Origin of the sequence: Flavobacterium muglaense (assembly GCF_014305155.1) — a bacterium.
In the GTDB taxonomy this organism is placed as follows: domain Bacteria; phylum Bacteroidota; class Bacteroidia; order Flavobacteriales; family Flavobacteriaceae; genus Flavobacterium; species Flavobacterium muglaense.
The window spans coordinates 55,544-73,674 of the sequence record NZ_JACRUK010000007.1 but is presented as its reverse complement, the minus strand read 5'-3'; the positions used below and the strand labels follow the sequence as shown (position 1 = coordinate 73,674).

The 18,131-nt window shown below is 33.9% G+C and carries 18 protein-coding genes and 1 pseudogene; 8 read left to right on the top strand and 11 right to left on the bottom strand.

Annotation, left to right across the window (positions count from 1 at the left end; genetic code table 11):
- Window positions 1-20: 20 nt before the first annotated feature.
- From H8R24_RS05145 to H8R24_RS05135, 3 genes are all read right to left on the bottom strand, one after another.
- On the bottom strand, window positions 21-185 hold the full coding sequence (locus tag H8R24_RS05145; RefSeq protein WP_187017458.1) for a hypothetical protein: 165 nt from the start codon (window positions 183-185) through the stop codon (window positions 21-23).
- Window positions 186-296: 111 nt separating this feature from the next.
- A complete protein-coding gene (locus H8R24_RS05140; protein WP_187017459.1) occupies window positions 297-1,538 on the bottom strand; it encodes a helix-turn-helix domain-containing protein in 1,242 nt (413 codons plus the stop codon).
- A 32-nt stretch (window positions 1,539-1,570) separates the two neighbouring features.
- The gene (locus H8R24_RS05135; protein WP_187017460.1) at window positions 1,571-2,014 is read right to left on the bottom strand and encodes a hypothetical protein; all 444 of its coding nucleotides are present in this window, start codon (window positions 2,012-2,014) and stop codon (window positions 1,571-1,573) included.
- Window positions 2,015-2,523: 509 nt separating this feature from the next.
- Between H8R24_RS05135 and H8R24_RS05130 the strand changes: the two genes are divergently transcribed.
- From H8R24_RS05130 to H8R24_RS05115, 4 genes and pseudogenes are all read left to right on the top strand, one after another.
- Window positions 2,524-2,709, top strand: a complete 186-nt coding sequence (locus H8R24_RS05130) for a bacteriocin (RefSeq protein WP_187017461.1) — start codon at window positions 2,524-2,526, stop codon at window positions 2,707-2,709.
- Window positions 2,710-2,726: 17 nt separating this feature from the next.
- Window positions 2,727-2,897 carry a hypothetical protein gene (locus H8R24_RS05125; protein ID WP_187017462.1) on the top strand — a complete coding sequence of 57 codons (171 nt, stop codon included), beginning with the start codon at window positions 2,727-2,729 and terminating at the stop codon, window positions 2,895-2,897.
- Window positions 2,898-3,147: 250 nt separating this feature from the next.
- Complete coding sequence (locus H8R24_RS05120; protein WP_187017463.1) at window positions 3,148-4,287, top strand: HlyD family secretion protein; 1,140 nt, start codon at window positions 3,148-3,150, stop codon at window positions 4,285-4,287.
- A 79-nt stretch (window positions 4,288-4,366) separates the two neighbouring features.
- Window positions 4,367-6,535: pseudogene (locus H8R24_RS05115) on the top strand (peptidase domain-containing ABC transporter).
- Between the two features lie 10 nt (window positions 6,536-6,545).
- Here the strand turns inward: H8R24_RS05115 and H8R24_RS05110 are convergent.
- From H8R24_RS05110 to recF, 8 genes are all read right to left on the bottom strand, one after another.
- Window positions 6,546-7,097, bottom strand: a complete 552-nt coding sequence (locus H8R24_RS05110; RefSeq protein ID WP_187017464.1) for an RNA polymerase sigma factor — start codon at window positions 7,095-7,097, stop codon at window positions 6,546-6,548.
- Entirely contained in the window at window positions 7,088-8,194 is a 1,107-nt protein-coding gene (locus H8R24_RS05105) for a glycosyltransferase (protein WP_187017465.1), read from the bottom strand. Before H8R24_RS05105 ends, H8R24_RS05110 begins: the two co-directional genes overlap by 10 nt.
- Window positions 8,195-8,280: 86 nt before the next feature.
- Window positions 8,281-8,895: an FMN-binding negative transcriptional regulator gene (locus H8R24_RS05100; RefSeq protein WP_187017466.1), complete on the bottom strand. Its 615-nt coding sequence runs from the start codon at window positions 8,893-8,895 to the stop codon at window positions 8,281-8,283.
- Between the two features lie 43 nt (window positions 8,896-8,938).
- Window positions 8,939-9,952: a UDP-N-acetylmuramate dehydrogenase gene (gene murB, locus H8R24_RS05095; RefSeq protein ID WP_187017467.1), complete on the bottom strand. Its 1,014-nt coding sequence runs from the start codon at window positions 9,950-9,952 to the stop codon at window positions 8,939-8,941.
- 164 nt (window positions 9,953-10,116) lie between these two features.
- The gene (locus tag H8R24_RS05090; protein WP_187017468.1) at window positions 10,117-11,187 is read right to left on the bottom strand and encodes a glycosyltransferase; all 1,071 of its coding nucleotides are present in this window, start codon (window positions 11,185-11,187) and stop codon (window positions 10,117-10,119) included.
- A 5-nt stretch (window positions 11,188-11,192) separates the two neighbouring features.
- Window positions 11,193-11,870 carry a DUF2461 domain-containing protein gene (locus H8R24_RS05085; RefSeq protein WP_187017469.1) on the bottom strand — a complete coding sequence of 226 codons (678 nt, stop codon included), beginning with the start codon at window positions 11,868-11,870 and terminating at the stop codon, window positions 11,193-11,195.
- Window positions 11,871-11,875: 5 nt separating this feature from the next.
- The gene (locus H8R24_RS05080) at window positions 11,876-12,574 is read right to left on the bottom strand and encodes a thioredoxin domain-containing protein (RefSeq protein WP_187017470.1); all 699 of its coding nucleotides are present in this window, start codon (window positions 12,572-12,574) and stop codon (window positions 11,876-11,878) included.
- Window positions 12,575-12,646: 72 nt separating this feature from the next.
- On the bottom strand, window positions 12,647-13,726 hold the full coding sequence (recF, locus tag H8R24_RS05075; RefSeq protein WP_187017471.1) for a DNA replication/repair protein RecF: 1,080 nt from the start codon (window positions 13,724-13,726) through the stop codon (window positions 12,647-12,649).
- Window positions 13,727-13,973: 247 nt separating this feature from the next.
- Between recF and H8R24_RS05070 the strand changes: the two genes are divergently transcribed.
- From H8R24_RS05070 to H8R24_RS05055, 4 genes are all read left to right on the top strand, one after another.
- Window positions 13,974-14,747: a tetratricopeptide repeat protein gene (locus H8R24_RS05070; RefSeq protein WP_187017472.1), complete on the top strand. Its 774-nt coding sequence runs from the start codon at window positions 13,974-13,976 to the stop codon at window positions 14,745-14,747.
- Between the two features lie 37 nt (window positions 14,748-14,784).
- Window positions 14,785-15,357 carry a 6,7-dimethyl-8-ribityllumazine synthase gene (ribH, locus tag H8R24_RS05065; protein WP_187017473.1) on the top strand — a complete coding sequence of 191 codons (573 nt, stop codon included), beginning with the start codon at window positions 14,785-14,787 and terminating at the stop codon, window positions 15,355-15,357.
- A 169-nt stretch (window positions 15,358-15,526) separates the two neighbouring features.
- On the top strand, window positions 15,527-17,377 hold the full coding sequence (gene mutL / locus H8R24_RS05060) for a DNA mismatch repair endonuclease MutL (RefSeq protein WP_187017474.1): 1,851 nt from the start codon (window positions 15,527-15,529) through the stop codon (window positions 17,375-17,377).
- Complete coding sequence (locus H8R24_RS05055; protein ID WP_187017475.1) at window positions 17,374-18,123, top strand: rhomboid family intramembrane serine protease; 750 nt, start codon at window positions 17,374-17,376, stop codon at window positions 18,121-18,123. Before mutL ends, H8R24_RS05055 begins: the two co-directional genes overlap by 4 nt.
- Window positions 18,124-18,131: the final 8 nt, after the last annotated feature.

The following is an 18,131-nucleotide window of genomic DNA, read 5'->3' as shown; positions in this document are numbered from 1 at the left end:
AAAAAAAAGGATCGGTAAGATTATAAGGTTCCGCCATTCCCTTTGGTTCCTATATCAGTTATTGTTCTTAAGTCATTGCCGGGGTTATATCCACCATTGATGTGGTTAATATTCTTTAATTTGGCTACTTTCATCTTTGTTAAATTAAATTTTGAGTTCAGTTTTTTGTTTTCGTTGTTTTTCATCTTACTTTGGTTTTTATTTTAAAGTACTAAATGTAAATTATTATTGTCAGACAAGTGTAATAAAAAGATAGTTATATGTCGAAATTCCCGAATTACGATATGAATTAAAGTTTAATCAATTGATTTTGTTTTGTTTATGTTTTCTATAAAGTAAGTTGGTTTTATACCTGTTTTTTTGTAGAAAGCTGTTGAAAAAGATTCAGCATTATTAAAGCCAAATTCTAGTGCGAGTGCTTGTATGGTGTAATTTTGCAGTTTCTTATCTTGTTGTAACTTTCTAATGGCGTACTCAACGCGTAAGTCATTGATGTATTTTGTAAATGTTTTTTCTTTGAAGTTGTTTACAATTTTAGATAAATACTTGCTATTTGTTTGCGTTTTTTCGGCAAGTATTTGAACAGTTATATCAGATTGTAAAAAACCATTTTTTGTTTCAAATTGATTGAGTTTGTCAATAATTTGTGCTACTAATTCTTCAGCAATACCTAATTCTTTTTTATTGTTTGGTACGGAAGCTGTTGCTTTAGAGTTTGTATCTGTGAAGTTTTCTTTAATTACTTTGTCTCGATTTATAATTTTTTCGAATCGGGATTTGTATGTTTTTTTAAGTTTGTATTGGTAATAGCCAAAGCTACTTACAGAAAAAGAAATTAGAATTAAGCCTCCAATACCCCAATAAGAGTTTTTCTTTTCTTTTTTAAGTGATGTTATTAATGATTCTTTTTCGGATATTAAATGAGGGATATCGTATTCTATTTCTAGTTTTTTACTTAATTCTTTATAATTATTTTGTAATGTTTTATTAATATTAGTGTACTTCTGTAGATACTTTATTTGGTTTTCTTTATCACTTTTTTCTTTGTAGTAGTCTATTAAATAAGGATAACCGGACATGAATTCTGGAGTGATTCTTTTGGTTATACTATACATTGAATCGACTTTTTTATAGTTCAGTACTGCTTCATTTTTGATTTTAAGTTCATCGTAAGTTTTAGCCTTGTAAAAGTAGGCAGCTAAAATATTTCCTTGGTCATTAAGCAAAATTATTTTTGGTAATGCTTTATCTATACTATCTAAGGCCGATTTGTAGTTTTTTTTCAATATTAAGTTGGCTCCTTCATTTAATACAAATAGGCAATTAAGATTACTGTTTCTAGTGATTTTTGATTCCTTGTAGCCTAAGTTGTTATAATAGGTTGCTGAGTCAGTTTGTTTTAAAGCCTTGTAAGCGTCGGCAAGTGCAAAAGTTGTGAGCTGGTATGAAAAAGAATATTTAGAGCTTCTTGTTTCTTTATCCTTATAATAATTTAAACACTCTTTATATAGTTTTAGTGCTTCATTAACTTCTCCCAATTCTTCAGATCTTAGGGCAGCAATAGAAAATTTTACTTTGTAATAGAAATCGGTATTGTTTTTTTGGCGATTTTTTCTGCCAATAAAAAATTATCGATTGCATTTTTAAATTTGAACTGCTTTTGTAAAGCATATGCTTTTTCTGAATATGCATAAGCAGGAAATTTGATATCATTCGAATTCTTTGAGGAAGCAATGGAACTATCAAGATATACAATGGCTTTCTTTGGTTCCTGTAACAGAGAGCAGAGATAATACCCTTTTGCTTTTTGAACTAAATTATTTTCACTTTTTGCTTTTTTCAAATACGAAGCAGCATATTCAATTTGCTTTTTAGGTTTAATGTCGTTCTCAAAGTACAAATTTTTCAATTCATCATAAGTAAGTTTTGTTCCATCTTTTTTTTGTGATTGTGCTAATAATAGAAATGGAAGAAGAAATATAAGAAGTGTTTTGTGTAAATGAAGTTTATACATTGGTTTATTTTTTACAAAAATAAACCAATTACGCAAATGATGTTAAATAGTATAGCATTTTTATTATTTTTGGACTATTAATTAAATGCATGAAAATCAATATATTATGTATTTTTTTGATCAGGTATTCCTGAATTCCCTATCGAAATTCATGAATTCCCTATCGAAATTCATGAATTCCGATATACATAGTTTGCAGGGAAGCTCTTCTTACTCTAGTTTTGACATCAGAAAAGTGATCTAGTTTTCTGGTAAGACGTTACTTTAAAGCAAAATCATTTTTCTAAAAGTATTGGCCAATCAAAAGGGAATTGCTACAGCTGTTTTGTAACCCTTTAAAAAAAACAGAGCACAAGGGATTGTTATAGCTAATTTATAACCCTTAAAAAAATACAGCAATTATGGATTTAGCAGGGGCCGTTGAAAGAATGCTAAAAAGAAGTTGAAAAGGAATTCTCGAGAAAACCATTTGTTACTGGAATAAATGTATAATTTTAAGAACATAAAAAATGAATGTAGAAAATTTGAATTTAGTAGAGCTTAATGTTCAGGAAGCGACAGAAGTTGATGGAGGTAATCCTTATGTAGGGTGGTTACTTAGCGCTGCAGCAGGGTCTTTTCTGTATGGTATAGTGGAAGATTGGGATGGTAACGTGGAGGCTTTTAATGCTGCATATAATAAAGGAAGAAAATAATTTAAAATTTAAAAAAAATGAACAATTTAGAGATTAATATCGTAGATTTACAAATAGAAGAATTAGAAACTATTACAGGTGGAGATCGATTGACTAGAGCTTTTTTCTCATGGTTAGGAGATATGGCTGCTGTTTTAGGTAATGCAATGGAATCTGATGCTCAACATGGAGTGACAGGGCATATTTAAAATACTTTAATTGAAAATTAATTCAAATGAAACATAAAGCAAAAAAAATAATTATGATTTTGATTTCAATTATGATTGGGATTTTGTTATATCGTCTTTTAAATTATTTAATAATTTATAAGTAATTATTTTTCAAAGTAGTAGATTAGAATGTTGAAAGCAGTGTGAATAAAATTGCACTGCTTTTTATATGCTTGATTTAGTAGTTAATAATATTGATTTTTAACATTTAACTTTATAAAATTATAATTTGAACCTAAACCTCAGTTCAGACCCCATAAACACCCGAGAAAACCTTATCGCCAAAAACAAAACCAAGAGTCTTTCTATTTACTTGGTATTGGTATTGGCTATACTTGTTTTTCTGGTATTATTGCCCATAATCAAGATAGACATCAGCAGCCAGAGTCGCGGCATGGTTCGCTCTACCACAGATAATGTGCCACTAACCAGCTTAGTCAATGGTAAAGTGACTTTTGTCAATCTAAAAAATAATCGTGTCGTGCAAAAAGGTGATACGCTTATTCAAATCACACAAGAAAACCTCAATACAGAGAAAGCCACTAACCAAGATCTTTCAAGAGATTTACAAGATCACGTTCGTGATTTATCGTTAGTAGTTTTGGGTAAAAGCAATAATCTTAAAACTCCCGTAGTACAACAAGAGTGGTATAGTTATGCAAGTCAACTTGATGAACTGCAAAGCAAAATAGACCAAGCCAAAATAGGCTATGATCGCAACAGAAAATTGTATGATAAAAGAATTATTGCCAAAGCCGAATTCGAGAAATTCAGTTTTGATTATACCTCTGCTACACAAGCATTAGCAGGATTAGAAAAAAGTCAGCGCAGTCAGTGGCAAAACAAAAAAAGAGGATTAGAAGAGCAACTCAAAAATCTTAACGGTACACTCCAGAAAATAAATGTAGAGGCTAAAAATTATGTTGTAATTGCCCCAGTTTCTGGAACTATTGAGAATTTCTCAGGGATACAAGTGGGTTCCTTTTTGAATGCTTCCCAGTCTATAGCTACTATTTCGGCTACAGACAAACTAATTGTAGAAAGTACTGTTTCTCCAAACGATATTGGTTTAATACGAAAAAATCAAAAGGTAAAATTCCAAATTGATGCTTTCAATTATAACCAGTGGGGATTACTAGAAGGAAATGTAATTGATATAGATCGTAATATTACCATACAAGGGGAACAAGCTTTTTTTAAAGTACGTTGCGCAATGAATACTACTGAAATGCATTTGCAGTCAGGCTACAAAACCAATGTTTCCAAAGGGATGACACTTACTACTCGTTACATTATAACAAGAAGAAGTTTGTATGATTTACTGTTCGATAAAGTAGATGATTGGCTCAACCCAAAACAAATTACTTAAAAAGCAGTAGATTTTAAAAGTATCTAAAATATTATTCTAATTCAGAGGAAGGACTTCCTCATTTACCTATCTAATATTAATGGCTTCTATAAAAATAAAACAACATGATATTAAAGATTGTGGTGCAGCTTGTCTCGCTTCTATTGGAAATCATTACAAAGTTAATCTGCCAATAGCGAGAATACGTCAATACGCCAATACGGATAAACGAGGGACTAATGTTCTCGGGATTATAGAAGCTGCTGAAAAAATGGGTTTTTCGGCTAAAGGTGTTAAAGGAGGCTTAGATGCTATAGATAAAATTCCGCTTCCTGCCATTGCGCATGTGGTGGTAAAAGAGCAATTGCATCATTATATTGTTATCTACAAGGTGGAAAAAGCAAAAGTAGAAAGTCTATCAAAAATTACGGCTATGGATCCTGCCTATGGGCGTATGGAAACCTATACTTTTGAAGAGTTTCAAAAAATATGGACCGGTGTGCTGATACTTTTCGCGCCCAATGATGATTTTAGAACTTATAATGACAAAGTTTCTCCCATAACTCGATTTTGGCATTTAGTACAGCCACATAAAACTATTCTAGTACAAGCACTAGTTGGTGCAATACTATTTACTGTTTAGGGTCTAGCTATGTCCATTTACATTCAAAAAATTACTGATTACGTATTAGTTGACGGCAACAGAAAACTACTAAACTTATTGAGTATTTCGATGATTGCCATTATTTTACTGCAAGCCTACATAGGTTCAAAAAAGAGTGTTTTTGTGATGAAAACTGGTCAGTTGATTGATGCTAAATTGATTTTGGGGTATTACAAACATTTACTGCATTTGCCACAACGTTTTTTTGACACCATGCAAATTGGGGAAATCACTTCACGAATAAATGATGCCGTAAAGATTAGATCCTTTATCAACGAAGTCGCCATTGATATGATTGTAAATGTATTTATTGTTATTTTCTCGTTTACATTAATGTTTACTTATTACTGGAAATTAGCTTTGGTGATTTTACTGGTGATTCCGTTTTATGCCTTGATTTATTTTATTTTGAATAAATTCAATAAAAAAGTAGAACGAACTATTATGGAAAACGCAGCCGAATTGCAAACGCAATTGGTAGAGAGTGTGACTCATATCAGAACCGTAAAAGAATTTGGTATAGAGGAATTTTCCAATCTAAAAACAGAGAATAAGTTTGTGAAATTGCTGTTTACAACTTATAAATCAGGTTTGAATAGCATTTTTGCAGGTACATCTACACAATTTTTGGCATCCATTTTTACCGTTATTCTAATGTGGATTGGTTCTGGTTATGTAATTGATAGAGCCATCACTCCGGGAGAATTGTTTTCTTTTTATGCTTTAATTGGTTATTTTACTTCTCCTGTGGCTTCATTAATAGGGATGAATAAAACGGCTCAAAATGCCTTGATTGCTGCCGATAGACTTTTTGAAATAATGGATCTAGAAAGGGAAGAAACCGAGAATAAAGTAGAGTTACAAAGAGAAAATATTGGCGATATTAAATTTGAAAATGTAAGTTTTCGTTACGGTTCTAGAACTGAAGTTTTCAAGGATTTTAACGCTATTTTTAAGAAAAACGAAACTACTGCAATTGTTGGAGAAAGTGGTAGCGGTAAAACCACTTTGATTTCATTGTTGCAAAATTTATATCCAATTAAAGAAGGGAAAATTTATATAGGTGATTATGATGCTCAATTCATTCATTATCAAAGTTTACGTAATTGTATTGGAGTGATACCACAACAGCTTAATTTATTTTCAGGTAATATTATCGAGAATATCGCTTTGGGAGATTCTTTTCCTAACATGCAACGCATTTTAGATTTATCAAAAGAGTTAGGTATTACTGAATTTGTAGAGAAACTTCCTAATGGATTTGGGACACAAATAGGTGAAAATGGTGCAATGCTATCAGGTGGACAAAAACAACGAATTGCAATTGCCAGAGCATTGTATAAGAATCCCGAAGTTCTATTAATGGATGAAGCAACTTCATCGCTGGATACTAATGCCGAAAGTATAGTAAAGAAAGTGATTGATGATTTTAAATTAAAAGGTAAAACAATTATCGTTATTGCACATCGTTTGAGTACCATAGCTAATGCAGACACTATATTGGTGATGGAAAATGGAACAGTAATTGAGCAAGGAAATCATCTGGATTTATTAGCCAAAAACGGTAAGTATTTTGATTTATGGAGTAAGCAGAGTTTAGTTTAAAATTTTGGATTTACCTCTTATTCGTTATGATTTCGGCCAATAGTTTTTTGGCGCGAAGTAATTTAACCTTGACATTTGTCAATGGTTCGTTAATGGCATTGGCTATCTCTTGGTAACTCATTTCTTGAAAATAACGCAATTGTATGACCTCTTGGTAGTGTGGTTTCAATTCTTTGATGTAGCGCAAGAGCTGTGATAAATTTTGCTCTGTGATCAGCTCATCTTCTGCAGATGGGGTGGTATCTGCAATATTGTATGCTTTTTGATCTTCTTTGTCAGTGATTTCTACAAAAAGGCTGGATTTTTTTTTGCGCAATAAATCAATATGTACGTTTTTAGCAATGCTTATTAGCCAAGTGTTGAATTGAAATTCAGGATTGTAAGATGCTATTTTATCAAATGCTTTTGCAAATGTTTCAATGGTAATGTCCTCAGCATTGGTTTCGTTTTCCGTGCGTTTTAGCATGAAACCATATACTTCGTTCCAATAATAATTCAAGAGAAAAGTAAAGGCGGTTTGATCTCCTTTTTTTGCTTTTTCGATTTGAGTTGCTATTTCCAATTGACTGGTTTTGAGAATAGATTAGTGATAAAAATATTAATCTGCGTGAATATAAGTATTAATTCTACGATAGGAAACCAATATTTTAAATCTTTTTCTTTTAATTTTCCTGCTGAACAGCCTACTACAATCCAAGCACATAAATAGCGTACAAAGATAATAGAGAGCACAATGATCCACTCAAATTGAAAACTCAATAAGATAATGGATAAAACGAAAAATAATAATTGGGTACAATAAAAGGTTCCTAATTGAAATTGATCGAATGTTTTATAGTGACCTGCCGTTGCAATATGACGTCTTTTTTGAATGAGCCAGTCTTTGTAAGTTGTTTTTGGTTTTGAATAAGTAAAACTTTCGGGTGTGAAGCTAATTGCAGTGTTCTTGGCGGTAGCTGCTTCGTTAATGAATAAATCATCGTCTCCAGAGCGCACTTGAATGTGGTTTATGAAACCATTTACATTGAAAAATTCTTCCCTTTTATAGGCTAAATTTCGACCTACTCCCATATAGGGGCGGCCAACTTTTGCCCATGAAAAATATTGGATAGCGGTCAGTAAAGTTTCGTATCGAATTAATTTGTTTAAAAACGAATTGGCAATTCGTTCGTAGCCGCCATAACCTAAAACAATAGTTTTTTGCATAGTAAACTGAGAGCTCATGGCAGTGATCCAGTCCTTTGAAGTGGGGTAGCAATCCGCATCAGTAAAAAGTAAATAATCTTTCTTAGAGGCTTTTATACCTAGCGTTAAGGCGTATTTTTTATTTCCCCAAAAGGCTTCGTTGTTTTCTACTTTTACTAATCGAATATTGGAGTACTGCTTTTCGAAGGCTTCAAAAACTTCCAGAGTATTGTCACTAGAGGCGTCGTCAATCAAGACTATTTCAAAATCAGGGTAGTCTTGTTCAGCAAGTATAGGAATGAATTTCGCAACGTTTTCCTCTTCGTTTTTAGCACATACAATAACGGAAATAGAGATTTTTTTGGCTGTTGTTTGTTGCGCTTTTGCGAAAGCGAATTTCCCAAAAACAACTAAATAATACAAAACTTGTAGAAAAACAATAAAAATAAAAAAGTAAAGAATCAGTATAAGCATCAGAGTTTAATGTGTTTTTAAATCATCTGCAAAGGTATGAATACAATTAGGAATAGTAAATTATAAGTTATGAAATTTATGATTAATTATCGCGGACATTTTTTCATCTCATTTGCTATTGTAATTGCTCCAGTTTCTGGAGTGTTTTGTAGTTCGTTGATGATGTTTTCGTAATTTTTATCATCTCTGTTTTGAGATAGTTTTTTGGTCGCTTGGATTTCGGTTATTTCAATTTCAAAAGCGACTATACCGCGTACTTGTCTCATGGTGCGATCGGATAAGTTTTCGACCTGGATTGGGTTTGCACTGTTTTGCTCGTATTTGTCTACGAGTTTTTTTAGCGATGCTAGAACGGCATCACCTTCAACTATTCTTATTTTTCCATAAACATGAACCGCAATATAATTCCAAGTAGGTACATTTTCATGGTCGTACCAAGAAGATGATATGTAACTGTGTGGTCCAGTAAAAACGGCTAATACGGCGTCGTTTTCGGCAAAACCTTTCCATTGCGGGTTTTCCTTGGCAATATGCCCTTCTAAGACTTCGATTCCGGCTGCATTTGTAGACAGTTCAAGCGGAATGTAAGTGGCGCACAGTTTGCTATTTGCTTGATTGATCAATAAGCCAAAACTATTTTCTTGTAGAAATTGTTTGATTTCGGCTTGGTTTTCGTTCTTGTAAGTAGCGGGTGTGTACATCTTGGTATAAAGTATGAGAGATTAGTATTCGAAAAAAAAATAACTAAATTACATTGACTTCGGCCTCAATATGAATTCCAAAGGTTTTGAAAATGGTCTCTTGTATGTTTCTAGAAACAGCTAGGATTTCTTGCCCGGTTGCGTTTCCATAATTCACTAGTACTAGGGCTTGGTTTTTATGTACTCCTGCATCTCCATAACGTTTTCCTTTAAAACCGGCCTGTTCTATAAGCCATCCTGCCGGAACTTTTACCTCGGTTGGAGAAATGTCGTAGTATTTCATTTCTGGAAATTGTGCTTTTATTTTTTCGAATGTTGTTTTCAAAAGGATAGGATTCTTGAAGAAACTACCGCTATTTCCTAGTTCTTTGGGATCGGGTAGTTTGCTTTTACGGATGGTTATAACGGCATTACTCACCTCTTTTAGAGTAGGAGTGCTGATGTTGTTTTTTTCTAATTCGCCCAAAATATCTCCGTATGAAGTGTTGATTTTATGGTTGCGTTTGGTCAATTTAAAAACTACCGATGTAATGATATATTGGTCTTTTACTTCGTTTTTAAACACACTTTCACGGTAGCCAAATTTACATTCTTCTTTAGTAAATCGCTTCAATTCTTGGTTTTCTATGGTCATGGCTTGGCACGAAACAAAGGTGTCTTTGATTTCAGTTCCATAGGCACCTATGTTTTGAACAGGCGTTGTGCCTACATTACCTGGGATTAAAGACATATTTTCTAATCCGCCAAAATTTTGTGCGATGGTCCATAATACAAATTCATGCCAGTTTTCACCAGCCTGACTTTCTACCCAAACATAATCGTCGTTTTCTTCAATAACTTTCTTTCCTTTCAAATCAATATGTATCACTAAGGCTTGTATGTCTTGGGTCAATAACATATTACTACCACCGCCTAGAATGAATTTTTTTTCAGTAGGATTTTGTTCTAAAATAGATTGTAAGTCGGCTATGGAGTGTACACTTGCAAATTGACTAGCTTTAGCTTCGATTCCAAAAGTGTTGTAGTTTTTTAAAGAGAAATTATGTTGTATTTCCATGGAAGAAAGTTCTTTTTTTAATATTGTATTCCAACTCCAAAAGTAAGAATTAAAATGTATTGGTACTCGATTATGGTTAGATATGCAAGATAATTAATTTGCAAATTTAATTTAGGGTTTGGTTTGTTTAGTAGTATAATGTGGTAGATACTGTTTATGGCTTGCTAAATCTGAGTTTTATTATTGATCAATTTGTGGTAGGTATCGGCTATGATTCTCATGTTACGACTGTAATCAGCATTTTCCGTTACTAGTTTGTGATTGTAATTGATGGCCGTATTGCGAAATTCTGGATTTTCGTGGGCCCAGATCAGTTCATCGGCTAATGATTTGAAATCGTCTACGGTAATCAGTTGTCCGTTTTTGCGATCTGTGATCCAGCTGCTGTTGCCAGGTATATTGGTAATAATGGGGTAGCAATTTGTTGCCATAGCTTCAAACAATGAAGCCGAAACACCTTCGGTAATTGGCATGCTGATGTAGTAATTGCTCGCTTGTAGCAATGGTGGTAATCCTTGATAGGGGATTCTTCCTGTAAAGCGCACTTTGGATGCGATGTTTAAATTTTGCGCAAGCGTTTTTAAGGCATCATACTCTGTTCCATGACCCACAAAGGTGAGTTGAAATGGAATTCCTTTTTGGTCTAAAATGGCAAATGCTTTCAAGATGATATCGTGGCGGTATTCGGGTAATAAAGATCGTGTGACAATAGCGAAAATTTGATCTGTGGGATTGCTGCTAGTACTGTTGTTAAATAATTTTAAATTAATGCCCTTAGCAAGGATCATTATTTTAGCAGGATCTACTGGAACTTTGGACATAGATGCAGCCATGGACGAGCCCCAAGCGTGTATCAATGTCGCTTTTTTAAAAGCATGTCGCTGAATTGCTTTTTTTAAGGGGTACAGTAAAGAGTTTTCGGGCCATAAGTCGGTATGGCCTTGTTGTGCAATTGCTATGGGTTGTAGTTTTGATAAGGCTGCTAGAAAACCGTAGCTGGTTGTTCTCTCGGCAATTATCATGTCGGGCTGTTGGTTTTGAATGATTTTTTTTATTGTAAAAATCGAAAAAGCAAATTCGAATAATCGAATGACTCTATTGTAGAGCCCGTTACTAGGTGTTTTTAATTCCCAGCTAATGATGTCAAAATTGCCAAATTCTTCTAACCCCTTGATCCATGTTTGTGCATCGGCTCTGTAGGTTTCGCCTAAAAAAAGTATTTTTCTTTTTTTCATTCCATTTAGAATTCGTCGGTTGTTAACGCTCTATTGATAAACTCGTTCAATGGTTTTAAAAGGATTAGTTTTTTGACAGTGTTGCTTACAAAATCTTTGTCTAAGGCTTCGGAGATATCAATTCTTTGCAATGCTTCAAAGCTTTTTAATTTTAATAATTCTATAGCTGGATGCTCTTTGTCGTATCCTCTGGGTGGATTTTTAAGCGTGCTTTTTTCATTTCTATCAAAACCGCCAAACACTTTTTTGAACTGTTTTTCATTAAGTATTTCTTCCAAATCTTCGTGGAAGAAAGCGATTTCTTTTCGAACCTTTTTTAAATCATCCGCTTCAGGGGCGTAAAAACCACCAGCTACAAAACTCGCTCCTTTTTCGAGATGAACGTAGTATCCAGAACGATTGTAGCCTTTGGAACCAGAAGAAAGCCAGATGCCAAGATGTGATTTATAAGGTGATTTGTCTTTAGAGAATCGGATGTCTCTATTGATCCTGAAAGTGCATTTTTTAACTTCCAGCATTTCAAGTGCTGGGTCTAATGGTTTCATAGCATCAAGAAAACTAGTAACTAGTTGATGGTAGTCTTTTTTAAAAGCGTCGTATCGTTTTTTGTTTTCTTGAAACCACTCTCTATTGTTATTGGCTTTTAAATCTTCCAGGAATTGTAAACTTTCTTCTGCTACCATTTTGGTTAGTTTAGTTGTTTTCTTAAATCTTGTTCAGTAATGAATCCAGTATGTTTCCACTGTACTTCATTGTTTTTATAAACTAATAAAGTAGGTAGCTCTTCGATTTTCAATTCTTGCATGATTGTTTTGTTCTCGTCTGCATTTAGTCGAATGATTACCACTTTGTCTTTTAATTCGGTTTCCATTTTGGCAAGGTAAGGGGCCATTTTTTTGCAAGGCGCACACCATTCAGCATAAAAATCAATTAATACTTTTTTGTCGGTATTTAGTAACGCTTTGTATTGCTCACTGCTCAATCCTACAATTTTGTCTAGGGGTTTAGAAAGTCCGGCAGCATCCCATTTTAAGAAACCTCCTTGAAGTTCATATATAGTCGTAAAACCTAATTCGTTTAGTTTTTCTGTGGCTTTGGCACTTCGTCCTCCGCTTTTACAGTAGACAAAAACGGGTTTTGTTTTATCCAGTTTTGCAACGTCAGCCACGAAGCTGTCTCCCAACCAATTGATGTTTTTGGCATCTGAGATATGATCTGTAGCGTATTCTTCGGGCGTACGTACGTCTAAGATTTGTGGGTTTGGTGTGTTTTTTATTTTTTCGGCAAATGCTGGAGCATCAATATTCTTGATTTCTTTGGAGGCTTGACCATTACAAGCTAAAATGCTTAGGGATAATACGAATGCTAAAATTTTGAAAAGTTTCATATTTAGGTGTTTTGGATTGAGAAAGCTAATTTAATTAATTTATCAAAGAGATGTTCTGTGGACTGCTACAAATTATAGATTGAATATGGTGTAGGATTGCAAGGTCGATTTTACAATTGCTTCTGTTCGTTCAGGATGTGTGTCTGAAATGAATAATTGTCCGAAGGTGTCGCTATTGACCATTGCTATGATTTTTGAAACTCTAGTTTCGTCTAATTTGTCAAAAATATCATCGAATAATAAAATAGGTTTTACGCCACTTTGTTTTTTTAGAAACTCAAACTGAGCGAGTTTCAAAGCGATCAGAAATGATTTTTGCTGTCCTTGTGATCCAAATTTTTTGATAGGATGACCATCGATTTCAAATGATAGATCGTCTTTATGGGTACCTACACTAGTGTAATGTAAAGCGCGGTCTTTGTTGATGCTTTCTCTTAAAAGGCTAAGTAATTCTTTTTCGAATAGATGACTTTCGTAAACCAGTTGTACCGTTTCTTGAGAGTCTGTAATCGCGTGATGATGCGCGTTAAAAATTGGAATAAACTCAGCTATGAATTCTTTTCTTTTTTCGAATATATAAGAACCAAAACGGTCGAGTTGCTCATTATAGATGGATAACGTATCGTTTTCAAAAACATGATTTAAGGCAAAATACTTCAGTAAAGCATTGCGCTGGCTCATTACTTTTTGATATTGTATCAACTGTTGTAAATAATGGGGGTCAAGTTGTGAAATGACGCTGTCCATAAACTTACGTCTGGTTTCGCTTCCTTCAACAATTAAATCTCTATCTGCTGGAGAAATGATCACTAGCGGAATGAATCCAATATGATCGGAGAATTTATCGTAGGCTTTGCCATTGCGTTTTAATACTTTTTTTTGTCCTTTTTTTAAACTGCAAACTACCTGCTCGGCGCGTTCTTTTTTTATAAACTCGGCATCAATTACAAAGAATTCTTCACCATGCTTTATGTTTTGCACGGCCAAAGGGTTGAAATAACTTTTTCCGTAGGCTAAATGATAGATGGCATCTAGTACATTTGTTTTTCCGATTCCGTTTTTACCCACAAAACAAATTATTTTCCCATCAAACTCAAAATTGGCTTCCGAAAAGTTTTTATAATTGAATAAGGATATTTTTTTTAAATACATTGTGTAAGGCTTGCTGGTATTGAGGAGTTTGTTGTTTTTTGGACTTGTTTTAAAAGTGGGTGCAAATTATTGAAAAATATCCATATATCTGGGCTTTTAACGCTTTTCTGTTGGAAAATTTTCAAGTTTTGAATTTCCTAATTGGAGGTAGAAAACTTATTTTTTTTAATATAATTATAAAAATCCTTTTTTTTTGCGTCGGTTTGAATAAAAATTTTATTTTTGCGGTTCACTAAATTAAATTTAAATGGCTACTTATAATAAAAGAGGATATAAAGCACCGAAAGAGAAAGAAGTAAAAGATACGGTTGAAGAAATAATTGTTGACGATACAGATAGTACAACTGCTGAAGTATTCTCAAAATTAGACGAAACTGCTTCTAGAACGGAAGATTTTGTTGCTAGAAATCAAAAAATCATCATCGGAATTGTAGGTGCTGTAGCTTTGGTAACTATTGGTTACTTAGGGTATCAAAAATTTATTGCTGAGCCAAAACAAAACGACGCTGCTAATGAAATGTTTGTTGCACAACAAAATTTTCAAAAAGCAACTGATGGTGTAGCGAGTGATTCTCTTTATAAATTATCGTTAAATGGATCAGAAGGTAAGTTTGGATTCATTAAATTAGCCGATGAGTATTCAGGTACTGATGCAGGTAATTTAGCTAATTACTATGCAGGTATGGCTTTCTTAAATACTGGAAAATACGATGAAGCAATTCAGTATTTAGGTAAATTTGAGTCAGAAGATATGGTTTTAGGTGCTTTGGCAAAAGGAGCTATTGGTGATGCATATTCTCAAAAGAAGCAACCAAAAGAAGCATTAGAAAATTATATAAAAGCAGTAGCAGTTAATAAAAATGACTTTACTACGCCTCGTTTTTTATTGAAAGCAGGTAAAACAGCTTTGGCTTTAGGAAATAAAGAAGAAGCTTTGAAATATTTCACAGATATTAAAGAAAACTTTGACGCCTCTCCAGAAGCGTCTACTGTTGATGGTTTGATTGGGTTATCTCAGTAATTTACTGAAAACTTCTAACTGAAAACAAAAAAATAAAATGGCAACTGTAAATAAAAATTTATCCGTTTATGATAAAAACACCGTTCCAAAAGCGAAAGATTTTCGTTTTGGAGTAGTGGTAGCTGAATGGAATGAAGAGATTACTGAAGGTTTGTTTAAAGGAGCTTATGAAGCTTTTTTAGAAAATGAAGTGCCAGCTGAGCATATTATTAGATGGAACGTACCTGGAAGCTTTGAGCTTATTTATGGCTGTAAAAAAATGTTGCAAACGCAAAACGTAGATGCTGTTATTGCTATAGGTTGTGTTATTCAAGGCCAAACTAAACATTTTGATTTTGTATGCGAAGGTGTTACTCAAGGGATAAAAGACCTAAATGTTCAAACGGACATTCCGGTTATCTTTTGTGTACTTACTGATAATACAATGCAACAATCTCTAGATAGAAGTGGTGGAATTCATGGAAATAAAGGTACTGAAGCAGCTATTGCTGCTATCAAAATGGCTTTTATTCGTCAGCAAGCTTCATTAACTCATGAGTATCAAAAACAAGCGTTGTTGCCTTCTGGTCAATTACAAATCGAAGATTTGCCTTTGAAATTAGAAGAGTAATAAGTAAATAATTAAGGATGAAACCTATACTGTTCTCAAGGCGGTATAGGTTTTTTTTGTTTTATTTATGATGTAGTCGTCTGTAAAACCGAGTAGAAATTCATTAAATTTGTGCTTATGGTTTTAAAGACTTGAAAAAAAAATGAAATCTTAAATTTAAAATGTATTAATGTCTAGTATAATCCAATTACTTCCTGATCATGTTGCGAACCAGATTGCTGCTGGAGAAGTGGTTCAAAGACCTGCTTCGGTAGTTAAAGAGTTGCTTGAAAACGCTGTTGATGCTGGAGCCACTGACATTAAACTAATTGTCAAGGATGCCGGTAAAGCATTAGTCCAGGTTATTGATAATGGTAAAGGAATGAGTGTGACGGATGCGCGTTTGTGTTTTGAACGTCATGCTACATCCAAAATTCGCTTGGCCGAAGATTTATTTTCATTAGGTACAAAAGGGTTTCGCGGCGAGGCTTTGGCTTCGATAGCTGCGATTGCGCATGTTGAAATGAAAACAAAACAAGCACAAGACGAATTAGGAACTCAGATTGTTATCGAAGGGAGTAAGTTTGTCTCTCAAGAAGTAGCGGTGTTGCCACAAGGAACTTCATTTGCAGTAAAAAACCTATTTTTTAATATTCCTGCCCGTCGTAATTTTTTGAAATCAGATACGGTCGAGTACCGCCATATTATTGATGAGTTTCAACGTGTAGCATTGGCACATCCTAATATTTATTTTACGTTTTATCATAATGGTAGCGAGATGTTCAACTTACCTATGTCGAGTTTGCGTCAGCGTATTGTCACTATTTTTTCGGGAAAAATGAACGAAAAACTGGTTCCTGTTCAAGAAGGTACCGAAATCGTAACGATCGAAGGATTTGTTAGTAAACCTGAGTTTGCCAAAAAAAATAGAGGAGAGCAGTTTTTCTTTGTCAATGATCGTTTTATTAAAAGTGGTTATTTGCACCATGCAGTTATGGCGGCTTATGATGGAATTTTAAAAGATGGAGCACAACCCAGTTATTTTTTGTACTTAAACGTACCACCTAATACCATTGATATTAATATTCACCCTACTAAGACTGAAATAAAGTTTGATGATGAGCATGCTTTATATGCTATTTTAAGAGCAACTATCAAGCATAGTTTGGGGCAGTTTAATGTAGCGCCAATTTTGGATTTTGATCGTGACGCTAATCTAGATACGCCTTATAGTTATAAAGATTTAGAAGGGGAAACTCCCACGATACAAGTGGATCGTAGTTTTAATCCGTTCTCTGATGATAAGGTAAATAAACATTATTCAAGTTATAAAAAACCGGAGCCAACTGCTAATTGGGAAAGCTTGTACGTAGGTCTAAAGCAAGATACAGATGTTTTTACGAGTAATGCCGATTTTTCATTTGAAACCGATGAAGTGACAGGCTCTTTGTTTAATGACGAAGAAGTAGAGCAAGCGGTTCATAATTCGTATCAAATTCATAAAAAATACATAGTGTCACCAATTAAATCAGGAATGGTTATTGTTGATCAGCAACGTGCACATCAAAGGGTGTTGTATGAGCAGTTTTTGACTAATATGACGGTGCAGCAAGCATCAAGTCAGCAATTGTTGTTTCCGTTAGACTTGTTTTTCTCTTCGGGTGAAATGGAGCTTATCGAAGATTTGAAGCTGTCACTTGTTAATACAGGTTTTGTTTTCGAAGATGGAAATACTGATCATGTAGTGATTTCGGGTATTCCGGTGAATATTACCGAAAGCGAAGTTTCGATGGTATTAGAGCAATTATTGAGTGATTTGCAAGACGGAATTCCTGAAAGTAGCTTTAGTCAAAATGATACGATAGCTAAGTCGATGGCTAAAAGTTTAGCCGTGAAAACAGGAACAACGCTTTCAATAAAAGAACAGGAGAATTTAGTAAACGGACTTTTTGCATGCAAAGATCCTAATGTGTCTCCTTTTCAAAAACCAACTTTCATCACTATGCGTGTGGAAGATCTAGATAAAAAATTTGCAATATGAGAAATGTAACCGAAACGGTAAAACAGTTAATTATAATTAATGTTCTGTTTTTTATAGGAACACAAATAGTTGGAGATGCGGCCTATCAAATGTTAGCGATGTATTTTCCTGAGAATAGTAATTTTCAGTTCTGGCAACCTATCACGCATATGTTTATGCACGGTGGATTGATGCACATCTTTTTCAATATGTTTGCCTTGTACTCCTTTGGATCTGCTTTAGAGCATTTTTGGGGTGGAAAAAAGTTTTTGTTTTTCTACATTTCTTGTGGTTTAGGTGCTGCCTTGTTGCATACAGGAATTAATTATTACTTTTTTAATGAAGGAATGAATACACTGATAGAACAAGGTTTTTCAAAAACCGAAGTTTTGGCTGTATTAAATGGAAAAGGAAGCAATGAGATCGTTCCAATTTTAAATAGTCCCGGTTTTCAGAATTTTATAAGTGCCTACATGGGTACTGTCGTGGGAGCATCTGGGGCGATCTATGGTATCATTGTAGCATTTGCATATATGTTTCCGAATGCCGAGTTGTCTTTGATGTTTATTCCTATCCCAATTAAAGCGAAGTATTTTGTGCCTGGATTGGTATTGATTGATTTGTATTTGGGAGTTTCTGGACAATCCATTTTTGGAAGCGGAGGACCTGGAATAGCTCATTTTGCTCATGTTGGTGGCGCGTTATTTGGATTTTTGATTATGTGGTATTGGAAAAAAAATCAGTTCAACGGAAATCGTTGGAATTAGTTTAAATG